Origin of the sequence: Corynebacterium sp. KPL3927 (assembly GCF_040225835.1) — a bacterium.
Lineage (GTDB): Bacteria > Actinomycetota > Actinomycetes > Mycobacteriales > Mycobacteriaceae > Corynebacterium.
Genome location: NZ_JBEHGD010000018.1, coordinates 20,346 through 40,598 on the forward strand (window position 1 = coordinate 20,346; position 20,253 = coordinate 40,598).

The window sequence follows — 20,253 nt, forward strand, 5'->3', positions numbered from 1 at the left end:
GGCCTAGCCCTGTGCGTGCAGTGGCTAGGGAAAAGCTAGAGCCCACCCTGAATAATTCCACGGTGGGCTCTAACTATGGGGTGAGGTTAGCTGCGGGAAGAGCGCTGATCAGCAAACCCAAAGCTCAAGGACACCAAGCAGACGGCGATGATGACGCCAAAACCGGTCATGATCGATACGGGCCAATCTCCGGAGGTGCTTTGGAGCATGGCAAAGACGATGGCGGTAATGACGGCCAAGCCAATGGCGGTGCCGATGCGCTGGCCGGTTTGCAGGACCGCGCCGGAGGAACCGGCGTAGTTGTCTGGTACCTGCGCCAGGGTCAGGGTTTGGTTAGGTGAGACCACAGCACCCTGGCCAAGCCCGATAAATGCCAAGGAAAGGATGAGCCACCATTCGCTTATTCCCCAGTGCGTGGTGCCCCAAATAAAGACGACCGTGGCGATGAGACCGAAGATCGTGGTCAGCATGCCGATGATGACCACCATGCGCCCGTAGCGCGAAATCTTGCGGCCCGCGATGGTAGCGGTAATGGAGTTGAGAAGCGCGGATGGAATGCCCACCGAGCCGGCTGCCAGGGCGGAGTAGCCCAGGCCATTTTGGAAGTACAACGCAACGAGCACCCAGATGCTGGTAATGCCCATAAACCACAACGTGGCGATGATGGTGCCATTGCGGAAGCTCGAGGTGGCAAAGATATTGAGATCCACCATCGGCGGGTGGCCGGTGGCCTTGTGGTGGCGCTCCCACAGCACCCACACGCCAATAAGCACGGCACCTGCCAGAAGCAGCCACCACACGGCCGGGGACCCCGTGGAGTCCATGAAGGGAAAGAGGATACACCAGACCGCGGCACCGAGTATGAGCGCGCCGATGGGATCCAGGGTGGCCAGCGCCTTGAAGATGCCCAGCTTATTGCCCGCGGCATCGCGGACGCGGGAAAACAGCGGGCGTGGGAACCACATGAGGCCCAGGATGATGGCCAGCAGGCCGATCGGGGCATTGACCAACATGGTCAGCCGCCACCCGTGGTCAGGGCCGCCGATCTTAATGAGGAAGCCGCCTAAGACCGGGCCGATGGCCACGGCGATTCCCACGGTGGCACCAAAGTATCCAAAGGCGCGGCCGCGCTCTTCCCCGCGGAAGTATTGCTGAATCATTCCCACTCCCTGAGGGTTCAGCAATCCGGCGCCAACACCCTGCACAAAACGCGCGATATTCAGAGAATGCGCATTCGGCGCGAAACCCGCCACGGCGGCGCTGATGGTGTAGACGGCGATGCCGAGCAGGAAGATGCCCCCGCGCCCCACGAGATCGCCGGCGCGCCCTGCGGCGACGAGGACCACGCCGAAGGTAAGCGCATAACCAGACAGCACCCATTGCACATCCGAATCCGTGGCACCAAGCCCAGACTGAATCGACGGCAGCGCCACGTTCACGATGGACACGCTAATCAGTGACATAAACACCGTGACCAGCACAATAATAAGAACCCGCCAGCGGGCGGGGTCTTGGCCGGCGGGGTAGTCGGTGCGGTTTGCTTCTGATGCCGACGATTTATGATGCGGGGAATAAGTCACTTCCACACTTATACTCCGCAGCCCAGAAAACCTTCAACCGCAGGAAAACCGGTGGAAACTATTAATTTACATGTGCTTTTGCACGACGCGGCCGAATGCAGGAACTTCCGGGCTTAAGATCTTGGTGGCCTTGCCGCGCAGGGAATTATAGGGTTTGCGCAGTGCGGCGGAGTTCACCTTTTCTACGTGCTTATCTGCGATATTCATAATTTCATCGCTGACCTCTTCTTGCCGCGGTTCAAGGAAGGCGCCGAAATCATCCTTCCCGCTTTCCGCAAAGTCCTGCCACCGCGGATCCAGGGCATCGAGGACATCCGGCAAGATCCGTTCCAGCGCCTTGGGGACGACGTTGGCATCGGCTTTTTTGGCGGCGGCCAATCCGCCTTTAATGGCCATGCCAGAAATGCCGGATTGGGCGGAGGCGACTTTTTCAACGAGAGCCCCGCACTCGGCGATGAACTCGGTGTGGGTGGATCCTTGCATCAAGGTAGAAAGGTGAGACATGGTGCCATACTTTACGCGAATTTAGTGGCCATATAGACGCGGGCGCAGTACTGCGCGAAGGTCTGATTTCCAGCATTTAACGCTGGCACCTTCTCTAAAACCTCAGCCATGGCCTTTGCGGCCTGTTGCTCATTGCCGTGAATGGCGATGCCCTCAAGGCGCGCGGTGCTGGCAGCGGCAGCGGCTACCAAGGCGGAATAGTTGATGATGCGGAGCTGAAAGCGGGCACAAAACTCTTGGGCTAGCAGGTACAACTGTTCGGGGCTCATGCGTGGGTCTTTCGTGCCCTGCGGATTTCGGCCTCTAGGTCTGAGCGGCCGGGGAGAAGTTCACGGGCGGTGGCTTGCACTTGGGCATCGGCAAGCGTGCGCGAGGCCGCCGCCACGATGGCACGCACCACCGCCTCGTGCTTGGAGGTGTCTTGCGCGGAGGCCAAGAGGGTAAGAGCGTGATCTTGTTCTGCGGTAAGCCGCAATGTCATTGCCATGCCCCAGTGATACCACAGTGATACCACCGGTGCGGCAAATAAAGCCGATAAAGCCCGGAGAAGGTAGAATTTGGCCTTATGAGTGACAATAACGACGATCTTTTTGATCGGATTTTTCCCATTGACATTAATGAGGAGATGGAGTCGAGCTATATCGACTACGCCATGTCCGTCATTGTGGGCCGCGCGCTGCCTGAGGTGCGCGATGGCCTAAAGCCGGTACACCGCCGCATTCTTTACGCCATGTTCGATTCGGGCTACCGCCCCGAGCGCGGCTACGTGAAATCCGCGCGCCCGGTCTCTGACACCATGGGTCAATTCCACCCGCACGGTGACTCGGCCATCTATGACACCTTGGTGCGCTTGGCGCAGTCCTGGAATATGCGCTACCCGCTTGTCGATGGCCAGGGTAACTTCGGTTCCCGCGGTAACGACGGCCCCGCCGCAATGCGTTATACCGAGTGCAAGCTCACCCCGTTGGCCATGGAAATGGTCCGCGATATCCGCGAAAATACCGTGGACTTCTCGCCCAACTACGATGGCAAGACCAGCGAGCCGGACGTCCTGCCGTCCCGCGTGCCTAACCTTTTGATGAATGGTTCCGGCGGAATTGCCGTGGGCATGGCCACCAATATCCCGCCGCATAACCTCAATGAGTTGGCCTCGGCCATCTACTGGCTGCTGGAGAACCCAGACGCAGACGAGGATGCGGCGCTCGCGGCCTGCATGGAACGCGTGAAGGGCCCGGATTTCCCCACCGCCGGCCTCATCGTGGGCGATCAGGGCATCAAGGATGCATATACCACCGGCCGCGGTTCCATCCGTATGCGCGGTGTGACCTCCATCGAGGAGTCCGGTTCCCGGCAGACCATCGTTATTACGGAGCTGCCGTTCCAGGTCAACCCCGATAACCTCATCTCCAATATCGCGGAGTCCGTAGCCAACGGCAAGATCGCCGGTATTTCTAAGATCGAAGATGAGTCCTCCGATCGCGTGGGCATGCGCATTGTTGTGACCTTGAAGCGCGATGCCGTTGCCCGCGTGGTGCTCAATAACCTGTACAAGCACTCCCAGCTGCAGACCTCCTTCGGTGCGAATATGCTCTCCATCGTCGATGGCGTGCCGCGTACCCTGCGCCTGGATCAGATGCTGAGCAATTATGTTGCGCACCAGATTGAGGTCATCGTTCGCCGCACCCAGTACCGCCTGGATGAGGCCGAAAAGCGCGCGCACATCTTGCGCGGCTTGGTCAAGGCGCTGGATATGTTGGATGAGGTCATCGCCCTGATCCGCCGTTCGCCCACCGTTGATGAGGCGCGCGAGGGCTTGAAGGAGCTTCTCGATGTCGACGATATCCAGGCCGATGCCATCCTGGCGATGCAGCTGCGCCGCCTGGCTGCCCTGGAGCGCCAAAAGATCGTCGATGAATTGGCAGAAATCGAAGAAGAGATCGCAGACCTCAAGCACATCCTCGCCCACGAGGAGCGCCAGCGCCAGATCGTCCACGATGAGCTGGAGGCGATCGTCGAAAAGTACGGCGACGAGCGCCGCACCGAGATCCTGCCTGCCTCCGGCGAGGTCACCGATGAAGACCTCATTGCCCGCGAAAACGTCGTGGTCACCATCACCGCCACCGGTTATGCCAAGCGCACCAAGGTCGATACTTATAAGTCACAAAAGCGTGGCGGCAAGGGCGTGCGCGGTGCGGAGCTCAAGCAAGATGACATTGTGAAGAACTTCTTCGTCTGCTCCACGCACGACTGGATCCTGTTCTTTACCAACTTTGGCCGCGTCTACCGTCTGAAGGCCTACGAGCTACCAGAGAGCGGCCGCGCCGCCCGCGGTCAGCACGTGGCCAACCTGCTGGAATTCCAGCCGGAGGAAAAGATCGCCCAGGTCATTCAGATCCAGTCCTACGAGGATGCGCCATACTTGGTCCTGGCCACCCAGCAGGGCCGCGTGAAGAAGTCGCGCCTGACCGATTACGAGTCCGCTCGCTCCGCAGGGCTTATCGCCATCAACCTCAACGAGGGCGATGCGCTCATCGGTGCCCAGCTCGTTTCTGAGGGCGATGACATCCTGCTGACCTCTGAGCAGGGCCAAGCTATTCGCTTTACTGCCGATGACGACCAGCTGCGCCCCATGGGTCGCGCTACCGCCGGCGTGAAGGGCATGCGCTTCCGCGGCGATGACCAGCTACTGGCGATGTCCGTCGTCCACGACGGCGAGTTCCTGCTCGTTGCTACCTCGGGTGGCTACGGCAAGCGCACCGCCATTGAGGAATACACCCCGCAGGGCCGCGGTGGCTTGGGCGTCATGACCTTCAAGTACACCCCGAAGCGCGGCAAGCTCATTGGTGCCATTTCCATTGACAAGGACGATGAAATCTTCGCCATTACCTCCGCCGGTGGGGTTATTCGCACCGAAGTAAACCAGATTCGTCCATCCTCGCGCGCCACGATGGGCGTGCGCTTGGTTGACCTTGCCGATGACGTCGAATTGCTTGCCATCGACCGCAATGTCGAAGAAGATGGTGAGGAAGACGCGCAGGCTGTGGCCAAGGGCGAAAAGACCGTCGATGAGGTCCAGCAAGAGCACCACAAGGTAAGCGATGCCTCCAAGGATGAGGAGTAGGACATGGAACGACGAGACGTAACCATCCACCACATCTCGCCGACCTCGGCGTTTCGCGTTGGTCTGGCCCTGTCACTCGTCGGACTCATCGCGTGGTTGCTGGCCGTGTGCCTGCTGTACATCGGTTTGCACCAGGCGGGCATATGGGAGTCAGTCAATAGCCTCGTTGGTGGCGTCGGCGGCGGCTTTGAGGTCACCTTTGGAGTGGTGATCGCAGCCAGCGCGCTGATTGGCGTTATTTTCGCCGTCCTGTTCACCTTGCTCGCACCGCTGATGGCCGTCATCTATAACGCCATCGTGGATGTCTTCGGCGGGCTAAAGGTTAGCTTGGATGACATCTAGATCACTGTGAGTGGGAGACAATGCCGGCAACAAGCGTTGCCGGCATTGTCTAGTTTTAAGCGCGAAGTAGCGTACTCATTAGACCCACGAAGTGCGCCTCTGAAAACCTCTTTGAGCTGCCGATTTGTGTTCTTTCCGGGGTAGTATGTAAAGTTACATCTCGTTCCGCTAAAGGGCCTATAGCTCAGTCGGTTAGAGCGCATCGCTGATAACGATGAGGTCGCTGGTTCGATTCCAGCTAGGCCCACCACGGAACAATGGGGCATTAGCTCAATTGGTAGAGCATCTGCTTTGCAAGCAGAAGGTCAGGAGTTCGATTCTCCTATGCTCCACAGCATCAGTCCGGCTTCCTTAGGGAAGCCGGACTTTTTGCTTCTTGTACCCTCTCGAAGCTCTGGGTTAAACGACAAAATGTGTTGTTTTCTGGCGTGTCGGGGTAAACGACATTTTGTGTTGGTGGACTGCGTGGTTTAGGGCATGTGGCCTTTGCGTATTCCCATAGAGTGGTTGTAGGCAACTGTCGAAAGTTGCTGGTCGGCCGTATTCACGGCCGATGGTGGCTTGTGTTTCTTGGTTGGCTAGGGTGTGTGCTTTGGCTCGTGGGTCTGCGCCCTGATTCGCCCACTTTCCTGGGTCGGCCTCTAGCGCGAGTGACAGTGGCTTTACAGGCGTTCCATCGCCATCGCTGGTGCATAGGTGCTTGTAGTCCCGTATTTTGGTGCACACCTCGCTACAGACGGGGCATCGAGGATGATTCTTACTCATCCATTCATCGTGAACCTCAGCGCTTAGCACATCAGCACGCCCCCGGCGGTATTTCAGGTCCGAGGCTGCGTTATGTCTCCGGATAAGTGAAATAATCCTAATACCAGCAGGCCAGACGGGCTAAACATATAACTTCACCAACACATCCTGTCGTTTAGGCCGAAGCCGCCTATCAAACTGGTTTTGGGGGAGTTTGTCCGATAGCAGGCATCAACGCGCTTGATATTGTTAAAACAGCAAAGGCATTCGCTGAATACGACCACAAGACCTGCTATCAGATTAGGATTGCATCTAACATGGGAGATCGTCCGCATCCAGTTGGGGCACATGAATGCAGAAACTAAAACCTAAGAAATATCACCCAAGACTTACCTGGATCATATTTCTTGTATTAGCGATACTTTTGGGCCTATTTTTCGGGTTGGTCCTAGATTTAGGCACCGGTCCTAGAACAGTGATAGGATTAATCTTGTTCTGTCTTTGGTTCTGGATAGATTGGACTATGAGAAAGAAGTTTTCGGGTGATGAGGACTAAAGTTCCTCTTTAAAGCCAATATGGGGCACTCCAACTAAAATGGAGTGTCCCATATGTCGTTTCTTTGCCTCTTTTCTTTCACTTTGGGTAGGCGAAAACAGCAGGTGAAACCTGAAGTGTCCCACTTGTGGAAGATCGCATCTTGGCGGAAGAGCGTGTCAATGCACCTCGCGTGTCAGGTGGTAGCCCCGAAGCTCGGCGTTTCATGGCACACAGCCTGACAATGGGAACAGTAGGCCCATCGTGCAGGAAACTTCCCAGAACCAGGGCCAAAGCCTCCGTTATGATTCGGTCCATCGATAAATCACGAGACCGTTTCTCTGTCGAGTTCCTCTACAATGACGTTGAAGAATAGCCGAGCTGATGGGGCCGGGCCTGACCGCGCCGTGTCCACTTTCCGGGGGCTAGGCTCGTTTAAGCTGGGTGGACATCTCGGTAGCTCCACTTCGCCTCTGATGCGAAAAGGGACCCTTTCGTTCCTGTAAAGATACCTCCCGGGGGTATATGGTGGGGAGAGTAATCATCACTGCGTTTCACCGAAGCTAGGACTCCTCTTGGTGCAGGGAGGAGAAGAAAGGAACTTCATGAGTACTTCCCACCAACACGGTGAGCATTCCGGTGCTCACCAGGCCGCGGAAGCGGATCATACGCAACACACAGATCATGGCGGCCACGAAGGGCACTCTCACGGTGACCATCAAGGTCATGGCCACGAGCACGGGCATGGCCACGGCCATGGGCACGGACACGGCGATCACGCGGCGATGTTCCGCAGCCGCTTCTGGTGGTCGCTGCTGCTATCGGTGCCGGTCGTCATCTTCAGCCCTATGGTCGCAGACTTGCTCGGCTACGGCGTACCCGAATTCACTGGTTCATCCTGGATTCCCCCGGTGCTTGGCACCATCATCTTCATTTATGGCGGCACGCCGTTCCTGCAAGGCGGCTGGTCGGAACTGAAATCCCGCCAGCCCGGGATGATGCTGCTTATCGCCATGGCTATTACCGTGGCGTTCGTCGCCTCATGGGTCACCACCTTGGGGATTGGAGGATTCGACCTAGATTTCTGGTGGGAGCTGGCCCTCCTGGTCGTCATTATGCTGCTGGGCCACTGGTTGGAGATGCGCGCACTCGGCGCAGCCTCCTCCGCTTTGGACGCCTTAGCAGAACTTTTGCCTGACGAAGCCGAGAAGATCATCGATGGGCAGGCCCACACCGTGCCAGTCTCTGAGCTGGCGGTGGATGACATAGTACTGGTCCGCGCTGGAGCGCGGGCGCCTGCCGATGGCACCATTGTTAAAGGCTCAGCCGAATTCGATGAATCCATGATCACCGGTGAATCCCGCCCAGTCTACCGCGATAAAGGTGAGCGCGTGGTCGCCGGTACGGTGGCCACCGACAACACCGTCCGCGTCCAGGTAGAAGCCATCGGAGGAGATACGGCCCTGGGCGGTATCCAAAGCATGGTCGCCGAGGCGCAGGAATCCTCCTCCCGCGCCCAAGCTCTTGCCGATCGCGCCGCAGCGTTGCTCTTCTGGTTTGCGCTAATCGCAGCCCTCATTACTGCGGTGGTCTGGGCCATTATCGGGAGCCCAAGCGACGCCGTGGTACGCACCGTTACCGTGCTCGTCATCGCTTGCCCCCACGCCCTCGGTTTGGCTATCCCACTGGTCATTGCGATCTCTACCGAGCAGGCCGCACAGTCTGGGGTACTCATCAAGGAACGTATGGCGTTGGAGCGCATGCGCACCATCGACACCGTTCTCTTCGATAAGACCGGCACCCTAACCGAAGGCGCTCATGCCGTTACCGGTGTCGCAACCGTTGAGGACATCAGCGAGGGGCAGCTGCTAGCAGTGGCCGCCGCGGCCGAGGCCGATAGTGAACACCCGTTGGCCCGCGCCATCGTCAAGGCAGCCGAAGACCACGCGGAAGCATCCCAGGAGCAGCTGCACAGCACCGATTTCAGTGCTGCCGCCGGCCGGGGAATCCAGGCCACCGTAGATGGGGCAGAGGTCCTCGTCGGTGGACCGAATATGCTGCGCGAGCTAGAGCTTGCCACCCCTGGGGTGTTCGATGCGCAGGTTGAAGAGTGGTCCCAGCGCGGCGCAGGTGTCCTGCATGTCGTGCGCGATGGTCAGATCATTGGCGCTCTCGCGGTCGAAGACAAGATTCGTCCCGAATCCCGCGCGGCCGTACAGGCCCTCCAAGAGCAGGGCGTCAAGGTTGCGATGATCACTGGCGATGCCACGCAGGTCGCCGAGGCCGTTGGCGAAGAACTGGGTATTGACGAGGTCTTTGCCGAAGTCCTGCCGCAGGACAAGGACTCCAAGGTCACCGAATTACAAGAGCGCAGCCTGGCCGTGGCCATGGTTGGCGATGGCGTCAACGACGCCCCAGCCTTGGCCCGCGCGGAAGTCGGCATCGCCATTGGCGCCGGTACCGATGTCGCCATGGAATCCGCCGAGGTCGTGCTCGCCAGCGATGACCCGCGGTCGGTGCTTTCAATGATCACCTTGTCGCGCGCTAGCTACCGCAAGATGATCCAAAACCTTATTTGGGCATCTGGCTACAACATCATCGCCGTGCCCTTGGCTGCAGGCGTACTCGCACCCATCGGTGTCGTGCTTTCCCCGGCGGCCGGTGCGGTATTGATGTCGCTATCGACCATCGTGGTGGCATTCAATGCGCAGTTGTTGCGCCGGATCGAATTGGACCCAGCTCGCTTGGCACCCACCAGCCACTAGGCGGATCAGTCCAGGCTCGGATAACTGGTACGGGGCTCCGGATACTTGGGATTATTTTAGAATTGAAGTCCAGTTGCTAAAATAATCCTCATGACCGAGCGGGACGACTTTTGGCTGGAAGAGGATGAACTAGCAGCATTCATGTCCCTGATGAGCGTGAATGTCCGGCTCACCAATATTCTAGACGCGCAGCTGCGCGATGATGCCAAGCTAAGCTTCTTTGAATATACGGTGCTCTCACGGCTATCAGAGGCTGAGAACCATGAGATGCGCATGCGAGACCTAGCCATCACCGCAAACGGCTCCCTGTCCCGTCTGAGCCAGGTTGTTACCCGTTTGGAGCGCCAGGGCTGGGTCGTGCGGCGTCCTTGCCCCAATGATGGGCGGACGACGATGGCGCACCTTACCGATAGCGGCTGGGACAAGGTAGTAGAAACCGCCCCAGGCCACGCCAAGCAGGCCCGCCGATCCGTTATCGATAATCTGACCCGCGCCCAGATTCATCAGATGACCCAAATTAATGAGCGCATCATCAAAGCCATCGAAGCCGATGAGCGCTACGGCGGCCGCTATTAATTATTTTTTGGGATAGCCGCGGCGGCCGGAAACGGTCTTATCAAAGGGAATCCAAAACCTGAGGGCTGCTTCCTGGTTTTTGGAGATACCAATGCGCGGGCCGCGCACCCATTCCGGTGCAGACTCGCGCTCAGAAAGCTGCACTGGCAGGTGGTTATCCTCCAGCGTTGCTCCCAGAGCTTTTCCGAGGTTCCCGGGGCCGCGGGCTAGGTTATGAAAATCGCTGGTGCCGCGTCGTGCAAAGGCGGTATCGATCCCGGATAGCACCTCACCACCGCGCAGTAGGCACCCTTGGCCCACGCCTTCGGGCGCGCACACGATATTGACATTGCGGTGGATGCCGTAAGAGGCATACACGTACATCCGGCCGGGCGGGCCGAACATGGCGGCATTGCGCGGGGTTTTCCCACGAAAGGTATGGGCGGCGGCATCGTCTGTGCCCAAGTAGGCCTCGACCTCCGTAAGGCGAATGCTCACCCCAGCGTGCGTGATGACGCAGCCAAGGAGTTGCGGGGCTACGACATCAGCAGTGCGGGAGAAATCAATCATTAACGGGAGTAGTAGCGCTTTCCGTCTACCGGGGTGCGCAGCAACTCATCGAGGCTGACCGGTTCCAAGCCCTTGGCGCGCAGGCCGTCGATAATGCACTCGGCCGCATTGACGGTGGTCGGATGAATATCGTGCATCAAGACGATGGAGCCTGGGTTAGCATCCTGCACGGCGGCATTGCAGACGTGCTGCGAATCGCGGATCTTCCAGTCCAAGGTATCCACGTTCCATAGGGCCTGCGAAAGGCCCTTATCCCTAGTTACTTGGTCAACCGTCTCATTGGTAGCACCGTAAGGCGGGCGCAGCCACTGCGGATTCTGTCCGGTGGCATTGCGGATCGCTGCATTGCCGGCGTCTATTTCTTGGGCAATATCGCCGTAAGCTAGCTGGTTGAGTTGTCGGTGGGTCTTGGTGTGATTGCCAATGGTGTGACCTTCTGCCTGCATGCGCTGTAGCGCTTGGGGGTACTGGTAGGCGTGATCCGCTAGCACCATGAAGCTGGCGTGGGCGTTTTTCGCCTTAAAGGTATCCAAGAGCTGGTTGGTATAAGGGCTTGGGCCATCGTCAAAGGTAAGGGCCACGCAATTCGGGCAATCGACGCCGTTGCCCTGTGGCTGCGGGGCTGGTTGCGGTGCGGCCCCAGCCTGGGTATCTGGCGCGGGTGCGGCCTCGTTCTGTGGCTCGTCTTGCGGCGCTACCGTGGAGACAAGGTCCTGTGCTTGCGCGCGGGTGCTGTCGATGCGGCTTTGAATATCGGTCTGAATCTCAGAAACCGCGGATTGGATATTGGGTTCTGAGGAGCCGGCTACTTTCGGGGTGCCTTCGAGGAATTGCGCATTGGCGCAGGCGGGAAGGGCAGCGGTGGCAAGCACGGTGAGCGCGGAGGTAAGAAGACGACGCATACTTTTCCTAGGAACGAGGACAGATGGGCACGATTAGCCAGCCTACTCCACTGCGAAGGGAATTACGGATTAAACGCGTGTGATAAATGTGATAGAAGTAAATCACTGTGCCGCGGTGTCTTCGGCATTTTTGGAATGAGCGGCTACAGTAGTAGAGTACAAGCCACTGGGGCATTAGCTCAATTGGTAGAGCATCTGCTTTGCAAGCAGAAGGTCAGGAGTTCGATTCTCCTATGCTCCACAGGAAAAGTCCGGATTCTGGTTAAAGAATCCGGACTTTAGTCATGCATAGGGTTATAAAAAGCGCTTGACCATGATGTAATGCTCGGCGTACACACCCACATGCTCGAATCCCAAGCGTTCATAAAGCTTCTGCGCACGCGGATTATCGGGGTGGACGGCCAGGGAAATACCGGGCGCTTTGAGGGTCTGGGCGAGGGAAATGGCGGCATCGATAAGCGCGGTGGCAATGCCCTGGCCCGCAAAGCGGCTTTCTACCGCGATGGCAAATTCTGGGATGGCCGGTTCCACGAACCCGTAACCGTGATTGTCCTCGGTACCCCAACTGAGCCACACCCCGCCGGCGGGCACGAGGTCCTCCCAAGCGATGAAACCTCCCTGGTTGGGCTCCCAATTTTCCACGTAAAAGGAAAAATCATCGGCAAAACCGGAAGAAAGCTCGCCTCGTTCATCACCGAAGGTATCGGTCAGGAAGTTGAGGCGAGCTATATAAGTGCGATCGGATTCTTGTGTCGCGCGAATTTCCATAATCCCCAGGATATATGAAGAATCCGCCGGGCTAGTTAAGCCAAGTGATAGTTATGCACGTCCGCGCCGTTGAACTCGCGCATTTCACCGGATTCGTCAACGGAGCGGAAGGTAGCGCCGTTATCGATGGCAAAGCGGAGGTTATCCACGCGCGGGGAGGGATCATCGGTTACTGGGCCTGCGGGGAAATAGTACGTTGAACCGTCTTTGAGCTTGACGGTGAGAGACTCAAAGTTCATTGTTTATCTCCTTGTAGAAAGCCTTAATGGGTGAATTCAAGCAGGAGATTTTTGATTAGGCAAAGCAATGAGATCTAGGCAACGCCTACTGCACCCCCACCGCGGGGGGTGCGAAAGGAACTACTGCTCGTCAGATTGCAGGCGGTGCTTGCCCTCACTCTGGTGATCATCGGTGATGCGGGTGGTATCCGCTTCCTCCGCGGCGGCCTCTTCTTCCTCGCGGTGCTTAGCCAGCTGCTCATCGATGGACCCCAAGAGCTCCTCATCGCGCACAGCGCCCTCTTCGGCGAGGTCCGAATCGGCTTCGTGCTTAGCTTCGCTGGTGGAGGTGTAGACCAAGGTGGAATCTGGGGCGGTGTTTTGGGTGCCACCGCGGTAGTCATCCACGCGCGGTGGGGTCTGGGAAGGCTTGTCATTGGAGCGCAGCCAAGCGTAAATTGCACCGGTTGCCGCGGCGAGCAGGGCAACGATTCCGGCAACGGTCCAGAACTTGGAAGACTTCTTGTCCTTCTTGGTCTGCTTCTTTGCAGCCTTGGTGGCCTTCTTCTTGGTTTGCTTGCGGGCCTTCTTTGCCTTCTTGGTGGCTTCCTTCTTGGCCTCATCGAAACGCTCGACGGCGTCCTCGCGGTAGTTATTGAATTCCTCTAGGGCGCGCTCTAGGCGGGAGTGCGCGGCCTGGGTTACGGCGCCTGCCTGCTTGCGGGCCTCATCGAAGGCGCTATTGTCTTCCTTTTGCATCTGCTGGGCAGCCTCTTCGAGCGCGGTATACGTTTCGCGGGACTTTTCTTGCCGGTAATCGCGCAATTGCTTCCACAGGTTAGAACCGGTCTTCAACGCCATATTCACTGCGGTGGGGTTCATGAGTGCAGGTGCTCCTTAGATGAGATTTATCTGTCCTTTCCCATCCAGCATAGTGGCCAGCCTGGCACCCCACCACTGTTTTGGCGGGTGATTCAGGGAGTGGAATCACCCATAAAATAGACCGCTTGGTTCAGATTGGTGGATTAATATTCACGTCGATTTTGGCTAACCGCGCTGTTTATGGGCCTGCAAAGGTAATACCATTAGCGGCGCGCTACCCCGCAAACTGAACAGCTTGGTACGTTTTCCTCCAGACAGCAATTGAGATCGGGAAAAGGAGGTGACTATGAGCCCGCGATTTTCGGCGTCAGCACCATTGGATTCCATGAGTGAAGAAGAGCTAATGGTGCCGGAGCGTTTGGCGCTATCTTTCGAGGTAATTCCGCCGCGCCATGACGCCGATGAAGCCAAAATCGACCGTTTGCTGGAAACCTTGGAAAGCTACCACCCGGATTATATTGCGGTGACAAGTTCCAAACGGTCCGGTTGGCTCGAAGGGACGACGGCCTTTATCGAGCGGATTTCGCGCACCACCTCGATGCGCCCGCTTGCGCACCTGGCCTGTACGGCTGGTTCGCGCACGGAACTAATCGGCTGGACCAACCGCTTGGTCGATGCCGGTGTCCGCGGCCTGCTGGCCCTGCGCGGGGACCTGCCAGAGGAAGGTTTGCCGGAGTACTATCCGCAGCATGCCGATGAATTGATAAGCCTCATCCGGCAACTAGAAAGGCAGCAAGCCGCGCGGTTTGCCGCTGGCCGCCTGGCCGTCGGAGTCGCGTGCTATCCCAGCGGGCACGTTGAATCTAAAAACGAAGATGAAGATTTTGACGTCTTGCTCAAAAAGCAGCGCCTCGGCGCGGACTTCGCCATTACCCAGCTATTCTTCGACGCCCAGGATTACCTGCGCTTTACCAAAAAGGCACAACTGGCCGGGGTACATATTCCCCTTATTCCGGGAATCATGCCCATGACCAGCCTGCGCCGGGTGGAGCGAATGGGAGAGCTGTCCGGGCTCGCCGTGCCCGAAAGGGTGCGGTCGGCGCTCGCGGCAGCGACAACCCCAGAAGAAGAATACGAAACCGGCATGGAACTGACCGCCGAACTAGCCCGCGACATCGTGGCTGGTGGGGCGAGTGGGCTCCATATATATACCCACAACAACCCCGACAATACTCACGACCTACTAACCCGAATCGGAGTAGACAATGACCAACGCTAATTTCCCCAAGGCGACAATTGAGGGCTATCCCCGCATTGGCGCCAACCGCGAATTGAAGCGCGCGCTCGAGTCCTACTGGGCCGGCCGCATCGACGCGGAGACCTTTGAGTCCGCCGCACACTCTCTGCGCCTGGATACCTATAACCGCCTGCGCGACCTCGGCCTGACCGAGGATTACGCCATCCCGGCAGACGTCGCTTACTACGACCAGGTTCTCGAAACCGCACTGACCGTCGGTGCCGTTGCCGGTGAAACCCTGGATGATGAGTTCACCCTGGCACGCGGTAATAAGGACACCGCACCGCTGGAGATGACCAAGTGGTTCGACACCAACTACCACTACATCGTGCCGGAAATTGCCGATGACCACGCCTTTAAGGCGCACCCACAGCGCATTATCAAGCTGGTAGAAGAAGCCCGCGAAGCAGGCCACACCGTGCGCCCGTACCTCGTTGGCCCGGTCACCCTGTTGGCCCTGTCCAAGCAGGCCGAGGGTGCAGCCAAGGCCCCGCTCGAGCGCCTAGATGATGCCGTTGCCGCTTACCAGGAGGTTCTGGCGGAGCTGCACAAGGCTGGCGTGGAGTGGATCCAGTTGGCAGAGCCTGCCCTCGTAGCAGATCTGACCAACGCTAGCGATGAGGACTTGGCTGCATATACCAAGCAGGCTTACTCCGCCATCCTGGGTGCAGAAGAGCGCCCACAGGTTTACCTGACCACCCCGTACGGCTCTGCCCGCAAGGGCCTCGATGTCATCGCAGAGCTCAAGCCAGAGGCCGTTCAGGTTGACCTTTCTGTCGGCACCCTGGCCCTGGATGAGGGCTACCTCGAGCGCGTCAAGAACCTGAACACCCACGTCGTCGCTGGGCTTGTCGATGGCCGCAATGTTTGGGCCGCCAACCTGCGCGACCTGCGCTCCAAGTACGAGGACCTGGCCGGCAGCATCGATGAACTGTCCGTATCCACCTCCGTGTCCTTGCAGCACGTGCCGCACTCCGTCGAGGCAGAATCCAAGCTGCCTGCCGATGTCGCCCCGTGGTTCTCCTTCGCCAATGAAAAGGTCAAGGAAGTCGTCGCCCTAGTACAGGGCCCGGAGGCAGCCGAAGAGGCCTACAGCGTCAGCGACCGCGCCGTGCGCACCCGCGCCGAGTCCGAGCGCATCAACAACGCCGCCGTGCAAGAGCGCATCTCTCAGCTGCCGGAAGGCGAGGTCAAGCGCGAGCCGGCCTTCAACGAGCGCAAGGAAGCACAGAAGGAGCTCGGCCTGTCGGAGCTGCCGACCACCACCATCGGTTCCTTCCCGCAGACCAAGGAAATCCGCCAGGCGCGTGCCGCGCACCGCAAGGGCGAGCTTTCTGATGCTGACTACAACTCCGCCCTCAAGGACGAGGTTAAGTCCGTCATCGAACTGCAGGAGCGCCTCGGCCTGGACGTCCTGGTCCACGGCGAGCCAGAGCGCAATGACATGGTGCAGTACTTCGCAGAGCTGCTCGATGGCTTCGTTACCACCGAAAACGGCTGGGTACAGTCCTACGGCTCCCGCTGCACCCGCCCACCAATCGTTGTAGGCGATATCTCCCGCCCGGCTGCCATGACCACCGAGTGGTCGAAGTTTGCACAGTCGCTTTCGGAAAAGCACGTCAAGGGCATGCTGACCGGCCCGGTCACCATCCTGGCGTGGTCCTTCGTCCGCGATGACGTGCACCAGTCCGTATCCGCGGACCAGCTGGGCGTGGCCTTGGCAGACGAGGTTCGCGACTTGGAGGAAGCCGGCATCGACATCATCCAGATCGATGAGCCAGCCCTGCGCGAGCTGCTGCCGCTGCGCGAGCAGGACCGCAAGGCCTACCTGGACTGGGCAGTGCGTTCCTTCCGCCTGGTAGCCCTCGAGGCCAAGCCCACCACCCAGATCCACACCCACCTGTGCTACTCGGAGTTCGGCCAGATCATCGACGCCGTCGCCGGCCTGGACGCAGACGTCACCTCCATTGAGGCTGCGCGCTCCCGCATGGAGCTGCTGGAGGATATCGATGAGACCTTCCACTCTGAGATTGGACCTGGCATCTACGATATCCACTCCCCGCGCGTGCCTTCCGTGGAGGAAATGGCAGAGCTTATCCGCGCCGCGCTCAAGAACGTGCCGCTGGATCGCCTGTGGGTTAACCCGGACTGCGGCCTGAAGACCCGCGGTTACGAGGAGACCGAAACCTCCCTGCGCAACATGGTGGAAGCCCGCGATGTGGTGCGCAACGCCCTCTAAATAGAATCTGCGAAATTCTAAGTTCTTAAAGGAAACGCTATGCAGCCGGTCTGCATAGCGTTTTCGTGACCTAGTACCCACCCATGACGCTCTGGACGGATCCGGATTACCGTGGGCGCTATGAAGCACTCAGCATTTCGCAATAGCCAAGAATCCTTCCTTTCTGATTCCCTGGCCGGGTTCATCGCCCAGCATCCCGATGCCACCTGGCACGACGCGGGCTTCATCGGGCGCAGCACCCCGCTGCGCACGGCCGATGATAAACCGGCGGTCGCGGTCATCTCCGGTGGCGGATCCGGCCACGAGCCCATGCACGCCGGCTTCATTGGGCAAGGCATGCTCGCCGCTGCCTGCCCGGGCCTGCTATTTACCTCCCCGAATGCGGTTCAGGTCAGCGAAGCCACGCAGTGGGCCGACCAGGGCAGGGGAGTGCTGCACATTGTGAAGAATTACACCGGCGATGTCATGAATTTCACCGTGGCCCGCAACGCGGCAGAGGCCGTAGATACGCGTTCCGTCCTGGTTGCAGATGATATTGCTACCGAAGGCACCGGCGAGGGCCCTGGCCGGCGCGGTACGGGTGCTACGATCCTGGTGGAAAAGGTGTCCGGTGCCGCGGCGTATCGCGGCGATGACTTGGATAAGGTCACCGAGCTTGCGAAACGGACCGCCGATCAATCCCGCAGCATGTCCGTGGCACTGGGATCCGGCTTTTTGCCCACCACGGGGCGCGAGACCTTTGATCTGGATGACGGGCACATGGAAGTCGGCGTGGGCATCCATGGCGAGCCTGGCACGCACACGGAGAAGGTCGATAATGCCCATGCCATCGTGGCCACCGTGCTGGAAAAGCTGGGTGCTGCCCTTGATATCAACAGCGGCGACGAGGTGGTGTGCCTAGTCAACGGTTTGGGCGGCACCACGCCTTTGGAGCTGAGCCTGGTATTCGGCGAGGCGTCCGCGCAGCTGGCGGAGAAGGGGATTACGGTAGTGCGCTCCATGGTGGGCAACTTCGTCACCGCGGTCAATATGCACGGCGTATCCATCACGCTGCTCAAGGCGGACGACGAGCTGCTTGAGCTTATCGATGCCCCAACCCAAGCCCCCGCCTGGCCCCATACCTTGGGCGGTGCCAAGCAGGTGGAATCGGCGCGGATTACCTTTGAAGATGAACTGCCTAAAGAGGGCGAAGAGAACCAGTGGTTGAGTGACTTCGTCGACCGCGTGCAATCCTCCATCGAGGAACTGACCGAGCTTGATCGCAAAGCCGGCGATGGGGACTTCGGTACCAATATGGAGGCGGCGCTGGAAAGTATTGAATTGCCGTTGCGCGGCGCGGATGATGAGATTTTCACCGGCCTGGCCAAGCGCTTCCTCGTTCTTGCGGGCGGAACCTCGGGCGCGGTCTTCGGCAGCTTCTTCAACGACATGGCCCGAGCGGAGACCTTAGCGGAAGGTTTGGGCAGCGCGGCGGAGTTTATTCAGGAACTTGGCGGCGCGCAGCGCGGGGATTGCACCATGCTCGATGCGCTCATTCCGGCTGCTGAAAAGGCGAAAGAAATCGGTGCAGAGCGCCCAGACGAGCAAACGCTCCAGGCCCTGTACGAGGCCGCACGCGAGGGCGTGGAAGAAACCGGAAAGATCGCTGCCAAGAAGGGACGCGCGTCTTACCTGGGTGATCGCAGCAAGGGAGTCATCGATCCCGGTGCCCTCGTGGTTAGCTGGCTATTTGGGGGACAAGCCCTGTCAGCTGACTAGGGGGAGAACGATAGCGCGATCGCTGAGAGCGTTATGTCTTGCACAGCGGAGAGGAAGTAAATTCTTTACAATGGCTGGCATGACTCAGAAGACCGCAACTGCAACGATGCATACCAACTACGGCGATATTGTTATCGATCTCTTCGGTAACCACGCACCGGTAACCGTTGAAAACTTCATCGGTTTGGCCAAGGGCGAAAAGGACTACTCCACCCAGAACGCAAAGGGCGAGCAGTCCGGCCCGTTCTACGATGGCGCCATCTTCCACCGCATCATCGATAACTTCATGATCCAGGGCGGCGACCCCACCGGCACCGGCCGCGGTGGCCCGGGCTACCAGTTCCAGGACGAGTTCCACCCAGAGCTGCAGTTCGACCGCCCATTCCTGCTGGCCATGGCCAATGCTGGCCCAGGCACCAACGGTTCCCAGTTCTTCATCACCGTGGCGCCGACCCCGCACCTGAACAACCACCACACCATCTTCGGTGAGGTTACGGACCCGGCTTCGCAGGAAGTCGTCTCCAAGATTGGCAAGGTCGACACCGACCGCATGGACCGTCCGCACGAGGACGTTGTCATCGAGTCCATCGATATCGCCTAAGCGTTTTCTCGTACCGCGCCCGGCACCACACACCTTGCTGTGGTGCCGGGTTCGTTTAGTTTTATCCGAATGCCAACAAAGGGTCAGCTTCTACGCCATGGTGAAAAATTATTTGCGAACCGCCCCCGTTACCTCGACCATCGCCGCGATCTGCATCATCGCGTGGTCAATTACCGCGGTACAAGCTCGCACATTGGGCGAGACTTTCTTTCTCTCCACGCTGAGCCAAGACTGGGCCTTGTGGGGGCCGCAGTACGCCGATGCGCCGCTAACGGCGCTGTCCTCGGAATTCATGCACTTGGACGGCGGGCACCTCGCGGTCAATATGGTGATGCTCCTGCTCATCGGTAGGGAAGTAGAGCGCGCCCTCGATACCGGGTTATACATTGCCGCGTATCTGGTTTCTTGTTTGGGCGCTTCCGCCATGGTGCTGTGGTTCGATTTTGGCACGCCCACGGTAGGCGCCTCCGGGGCGATCTTTGCCCTGATGGGCATGCTGGTGGGCGTCTTCCGGCAACGCGGGATGGACTTGCGCGCGCCCATCGTCCTCGTATTGGTCAATGTGGGCTATACCTTCGTCGCAGAGGGAGTCTCCCTGTGGGGCCACCTGGGTGGGTTGTGCACCGGCATTGTCTTGAGCTTCTTCCTCTTTCATCGAAATAAATCCGTGCGCTGGGCGGGTGTCGCTCTTACCGGTGCGGTCATCATTGTGTTATTGGCCCTGCGAGCTGGGGTTTGGGGATAACTGTGGAATTTGATCACCGGAATGGGTGTGCGAAAGAAATCCACAATAGTTATCCACATTGTGGATAACCACATTCTTGTAATTTACCGAACGCTTTTCCGGAGTTTTCCCTGATCACACAGGTTATAGCGGTATCGGCGGCCGAAAAATCACCTGTGGAAGCCCGTGAAAACACTTATCCACAGGG

Annotated in this window: 19 protein-coding genes, 3 tRNA genes and 2 pseudogenes; 12 read left to right on the plus strand and 12 right to left on the minus strand. The window is 58.7% G+C overall.

Going from position 1 to position 20,253, the window contains the following annotated elements; translation table 11 throughout:
* Positions 1–86: 86 nt before the first annotated feature.
* The 4 genes from ABRP86_RS08855 to ABRP86_RS08870 are packed head-to-tail and all read right to left on the minus strand — an operon-like array spanning position 87 to position 2,571.
* Positions 87–1,586, minus strand: a complete 1,500-nt coding sequence (locus ABRP86_RS08855) for an MFS transporter (RefSeq protein WP_349863794.1) — start codon at positions 1,584–1,586, stop codon at positions 87–89.
* 60 nt (positions 1,587–1,646) lie between these two features.
* A complete protein-coding gene (locus tag ABRP86_RS08860) occupies positions 1,647–2,084 on the minus strand; it encodes a DUF6918 family protein (RefSeq protein WP_349863797.1) in 438 nt (145 codons plus the stop codon).
* A gap of 11 nt (positions 2,085–2,095) precedes the next feature.
* Positions 2,096–2,353 (minus strand): cell filamentation protein Fic, encoded by a 258-nt coding sequence (locus tag ABRP86_RS08865; RefSeq protein ID WP_349863800.1) that lies wholly within the window; start codon positions 2,351–2,353, stop codon positions 2,096–2,098.
* Positions 2,350–2,571, minus strand: coding sequence for a CopG family transcriptional regulator (locus ABRP86_RS08870; protein ID WP_349863801.1), 222 nt, complete (start codon positions 2,569–2,571; stop codon positions 2,350–2,352). Before ABRP86_RS08870 ends, ABRP86_RS08865 begins: the two co-directional genes overlap by 4 nt.
* Before the next feature lie 78 nt (positions 2,572–2,649).
* Between ABRP86_RS08870 and gyrA the strand changes: the two genes are divergently transcribed.
* The 4 genes from gyrA (at position 2,650) to ABRP86_RS08890 (ending at position 5,879) form a co-directional block, all read left to right on the plus strand.
* Positions 2,650–5,205 carry a DNA gyrase subunit A gene (gene gyrA / locus ABRP86_RS08875; protein WP_005280481.1) on the plus strand — a complete coding sequence of 852 codons (2,556 nt, stop codon included), beginning with the start codon at positions 2,650–2,652 and terminating at the stop codon, positions 5,203–5,205.
* 3 nt (positions 5,206–5,208) lie between these two features.
* Positions 5,209–5,547, plus strand: a complete 339-nt coding sequence (locus ABRP86_RS08880; RefSeq protein ID WP_349863804.1) for a DUF3566 domain-containing protein — start codon at positions 5,209–5,211, stop codon at positions 5,545–5,547.
* A gap of 173 nt (positions 5,548–5,720) precedes the next feature.
* Positions 5,721–5,797, plus strand: a tRNA-Ile gene (locus ABRP86_RS08885).
* A 9-nt stretch (positions 5,798–5,806) separates the two neighbouring features.
* A tRNA-Ala gene (locus tag ABRP86_RS08890) sits at positions 5,807–5,879 on the plus strand.
* Positions 5,880–6,017: 138 nt separating this feature from the next.
* Here ABRP86_RS08890 and ABRP86_RS11695 read toward each other — a convergent pair.
* The 3 genes and pseudogenes from ABRP86_RS11695 to ABRP86_RS08895 form a co-directional block, all read right to left on the minus strand.
* Positions 6,018–6,153 (minus strand): annotated as a pseudogene (locus ABRP86_RS11695) (IS1249 family transposase); the annotation flags it as partial.
* A gap of 37 nt (positions 6,154–6,190) precedes the next feature.
* A pseudogene (locus tag ABRP86_RS11700) lies at positions 6,191–6,312 on the minus strand (transposase-like zinc-binding domain-containing protein); the annotation flags it as partial.
* A gap of 1,077 nt (positions 6,313–7,389) precedes the next feature.
* A complete protein-coding gene (locus ABRP86_RS08895) occupies positions 7,390–7,605 on the minus strand; it encodes a hypothetical protein (protein ID WP_349863806.1) in 216 nt (71 codons plus the stop codon).
* Positions 7,606–7,611: 6 nt separating this feature from the next.
* On the opposite strand from ABRP86_RS08895, the gene ABRP86_RS08900 reads away from it, so the two are divergent.
* Positions 7,612–9,591, plus strand: coding sequence for a heavy metal translocating P-type ATPase (locus ABRP86_RS08900; RefSeq protein WP_349863808.1), 1,980 nt, complete (start codon positions 7,612–7,614; stop codon positions 9,589–9,591).
* Between the two features lie 90 nt (positions 9,592–9,681).
* On the plus strand, positions 9,682–10,167 hold the full coding sequence (locus ABRP86_RS08905) for a MarR family winged helix-turn-helix transcriptional regulator (protein WP_005276035.1): 486 nt from the start codon (positions 9,682–9,684) through the stop codon (positions 10,165–10,167).
* On the opposite strand, the gene ABRP86_RS08910 is transcribed toward ABRP86_RS08905, so the two are convergent.
* Positions 10,168–10,716 carry a DNA-3-methyladenine glycosylase gene (locus ABRP86_RS08910; protein WP_023029853.1) on the minus strand — a complete coding sequence of 183 codons (549 nt, stop codon included), beginning with the start codon at positions 10,714–10,716 and terminating at the stop codon, positions 10,168–10,170.
* Positions 10,716–11,618, minus strand: a complete 903-nt coding sequence (locus ABRP86_RS08915) for a polysaccharide deacetylase family protein (protein ID WP_284629349.1) — start codon at positions 11,616–11,618, stop codon at positions 10,716–10,718. Before ABRP86_RS08915 ends, ABRP86_RS08910 begins: the two co-directional genes overlap by 1 nt.
* Positions 11,619–11,786: 168 nt before the next feature.
* Here ABRP86_RS08915 and ABRP86_RS08920 point away from each other — a divergent pair.
* A tRNA-Ala gene (locus ABRP86_RS08920) sits at positions 11,787–11,859 on the plus strand.
* A gap of 53 nt (positions 11,860–11,912) precedes the next feature.
* Here the strand turns inward: ABRP86_RS08920 and ABRP86_RS08925 are convergent.
* The 3 genes from ABRP86_RS08925 to ABRP86_RS08935 all read right to left on the minus strand — a co-directional run bounded on the left by ABRP86_RS08925 (position 11,913) and on the right by ABRP86_RS08935 (position 13,486).
* Positions 11,913–12,386: a GNAT family N-acetyltransferase gene (locus ABRP86_RS08925; protein ID WP_284629348.1), complete on the minus strand. Its 474-nt coding sequence runs from the start codon at positions 12,384–12,386 to the stop codon at positions 11,913–11,915.
* 35 nt (positions 12,387–12,421) lie between these two features.
* Positions 12,422–12,625, minus strand: coding sequence for a hypothetical protein (locus tag ABRP86_RS08930; protein WP_023016418.1), 204 nt, complete (start codon positions 12,623–12,625; stop codon positions 12,422–12,424).
* A gap of 120 nt (positions 12,626–12,745) precedes the next feature.
* Entirely contained in the window at positions 12,746–13,486 is a 741-nt protein-coding gene (locus ABRP86_RS08935) for a hypothetical protein (protein ID WP_023016419.1), read from the minus strand.
* Positions 13,487–13,772: 286 nt separating this feature from the next.
* Between ABRP86_RS08935 and ABRP86_RS08940 the strand changes: the two genes are divergently transcribed.
* The 5 genes from ABRP86_RS08940 to ABRP86_RS08960 all read left to right on the plus strand — a co-directional run bounded on the left by ABRP86_RS08940 (position 13,773) and on the right by ABRP86_RS08960 (position 20,066).
* Positions 13,773–14,705 carry a methylenetetrahydrofolate reductase gene (locus ABRP86_RS08940; RefSeq protein ID WP_023028040.1) on the plus strand — a complete coding sequence of 311 codons (933 nt, stop codon included), beginning with the start codon at positions 13,773–13,775 and terminating at the stop codon, positions 14,703–14,705.
* Positions 14,692–16,962: a 5-methyltetrahydropteroyltriglutamate--homocysteine S-methyltransferase gene (gene metE, locus ABRP86_RS08945; RefSeq protein ID WP_237801237.1), complete on the plus strand. Its 2,271-nt coding sequence runs from the start codon at positions 14,692–14,694 to the stop codon at positions 16,960–16,962. The genes ABRP86_RS08940 and metE overlap by 14 nt, the downstream gene beginning before the upstream one ends.
* Positions 16,963–17,082: 120 nt before the next feature.
* Complete coding sequence (locus ABRP86_RS08950; RefSeq protein WP_349863813.1) at positions 17,083–18,720, plus strand: dihydroxyacetone kinase family protein; 1,638 nt, start codon at positions 17,083–17,085, stop codon at positions 18,718–18,720.
* 70 nt (positions 18,721–18,790) lie between these two features.
* Positions 18,791–19,321 carry a peptidylprolyl isomerase gene (locus tag ABRP86_RS08955; RefSeq protein WP_005280498.1) on the plus strand — a complete coding sequence of 177 codons (531 nt, stop codon included), beginning with the start codon at positions 18,791–18,793 and terminating at the stop codon, positions 19,319–19,321.
* Between the two features lie 97 nt (positions 19,322–19,418).
* Entirely contained in the window at positions 19,419–20,066 is a 648-nt protein-coding gene (locus ABRP86_RS08960) for a rhomboid family intramembrane serine protease (protein ID WP_023016423.1), read from the plus strand.
* Positions 20,067–20,253 lie beyond the last annotated feature (187 nt).

Excerpts from the sequence above, each read along its gene's own strand:
- ABRP86_RS08900 (WP_349863808.1), top strand. The coding sequence starts at position 7,612 with ATGTTCCGCAGCCGCTTCTGGTGGTCGCTGCTGCTATCGGTGCCGGTC.
- ABRP86_RS08935 (WP_023016419.1), bottom strand. The coding sequence starts at position 13,486 with ATGAACCCCACCGCAGTGAATATGGCGTTGAAGACCGGTTCTAACCTG.
- ABRP86_RS08915 (WP_284629349.1), bottom strand. The coding sequence starts at position 11,618 with ATGCGTCGTCTTCTTACCTCCGCGCTCACCGTGCTTGCCACCGCTGCC.
- metE (WP_237801237.1), top strand. The coding sequence starts at position 14,692 with ATGACCAACGCTAATTTCCCCAAGGCGACAATTGAGGGCTATCCCCGC.
- ABRP86_RS08860 (WP_349863797.1), bottom strand. The coding sequence starts at position 2,084 with ATGTCTCACCTTTCTACCTTGATGCAAGGATCCACCCACACCGAGTTC.
- ABRP86_RS08930 (WP_023016418.1), bottom strand. The coding sequence starts at position 12,625 with ATGAACTTTGAGTCTCTCACCGTCAAGCTCAAAGACGGTTCAACGTAC.
- ABRP86_RS08955 (WP_005280498.1), top strand. The coding sequence starts at position 18,791 with ATGGCTGGCATGACTCAGAAGACCGCAACTGCAACGATGCATACCAAC.
- ABRP86_RS08910 (WP_023029853.1), bottom strand. The coding sequence starts at position 10,716 with ATGATTGATTTCTCCCGCACTGCTGATGTCGTAGCCCCGCAACTCCTT.
- ABRP86_RS08870 (WP_349863801.1), bottom strand. The coding sequence starts at position 2,571 with ATGGCAATGACATTGCGGCTTACCGCAGAACAAGATCACGCTCTTACC.
- gyrA (WP_005280481.1), top strand. The coding sequence starts at position 2,650 with ATGAGTGACAATAACGACGATCTTTTTGATCGGATTTTTCCCATTGAC.
- ABRP86_RS08960 (WP_023016423.1), top strand. The coding sequence starts at position 19,419 with ATGGTGAAAAATTATTTGCGAACCGCCCCCGTTACCTCGACCATCGCC.
- ABRP86_RS08880 (WP_349863804.1), top strand. The coding sequence starts at position 5,209 with ATGGAACGACGAGACGTAACCATCCACCACATCTCGCCGACCTCGGCG.
- ABRP86_RS08925 (WP_284629348.1), bottom strand. The coding sequence starts at position 12,386 with ATGGAAATTCGCGCGACACAAGAATCCGATCGCACTTATATAGCTCGC.
- ABRP86_RS08940 (WP_023028040.1), top strand. The coding sequence starts at position 13,773 with ATGAGCCCGCGATTTTCGGCGTCAGCACCATTGGATTCCATGAGTGAA.
- ABRP86_RS08950 (WP_349863813.1), top strand. The coding sequence starts at position 17,083 with ATGAAGCACTCAGCATTTCGCAATAGCCAAGAATCCTTCCTTTCTGAT.
- ABRP86_RS08865 (WP_349863800.1), bottom strand. The coding sequence starts at position 2,353 with ATGAGCCCCGAACAGTTGTACCTGCTAGCCCAAGAGTTTTGTGCCCGC.
- ABRP86_RS08905 (WP_005276035.1), top strand. The coding sequence starts at position 9,682 with ATGACCGAGCGGGACGACTTTTGGCTGGAAGAGGATGAACTAGCAGCA.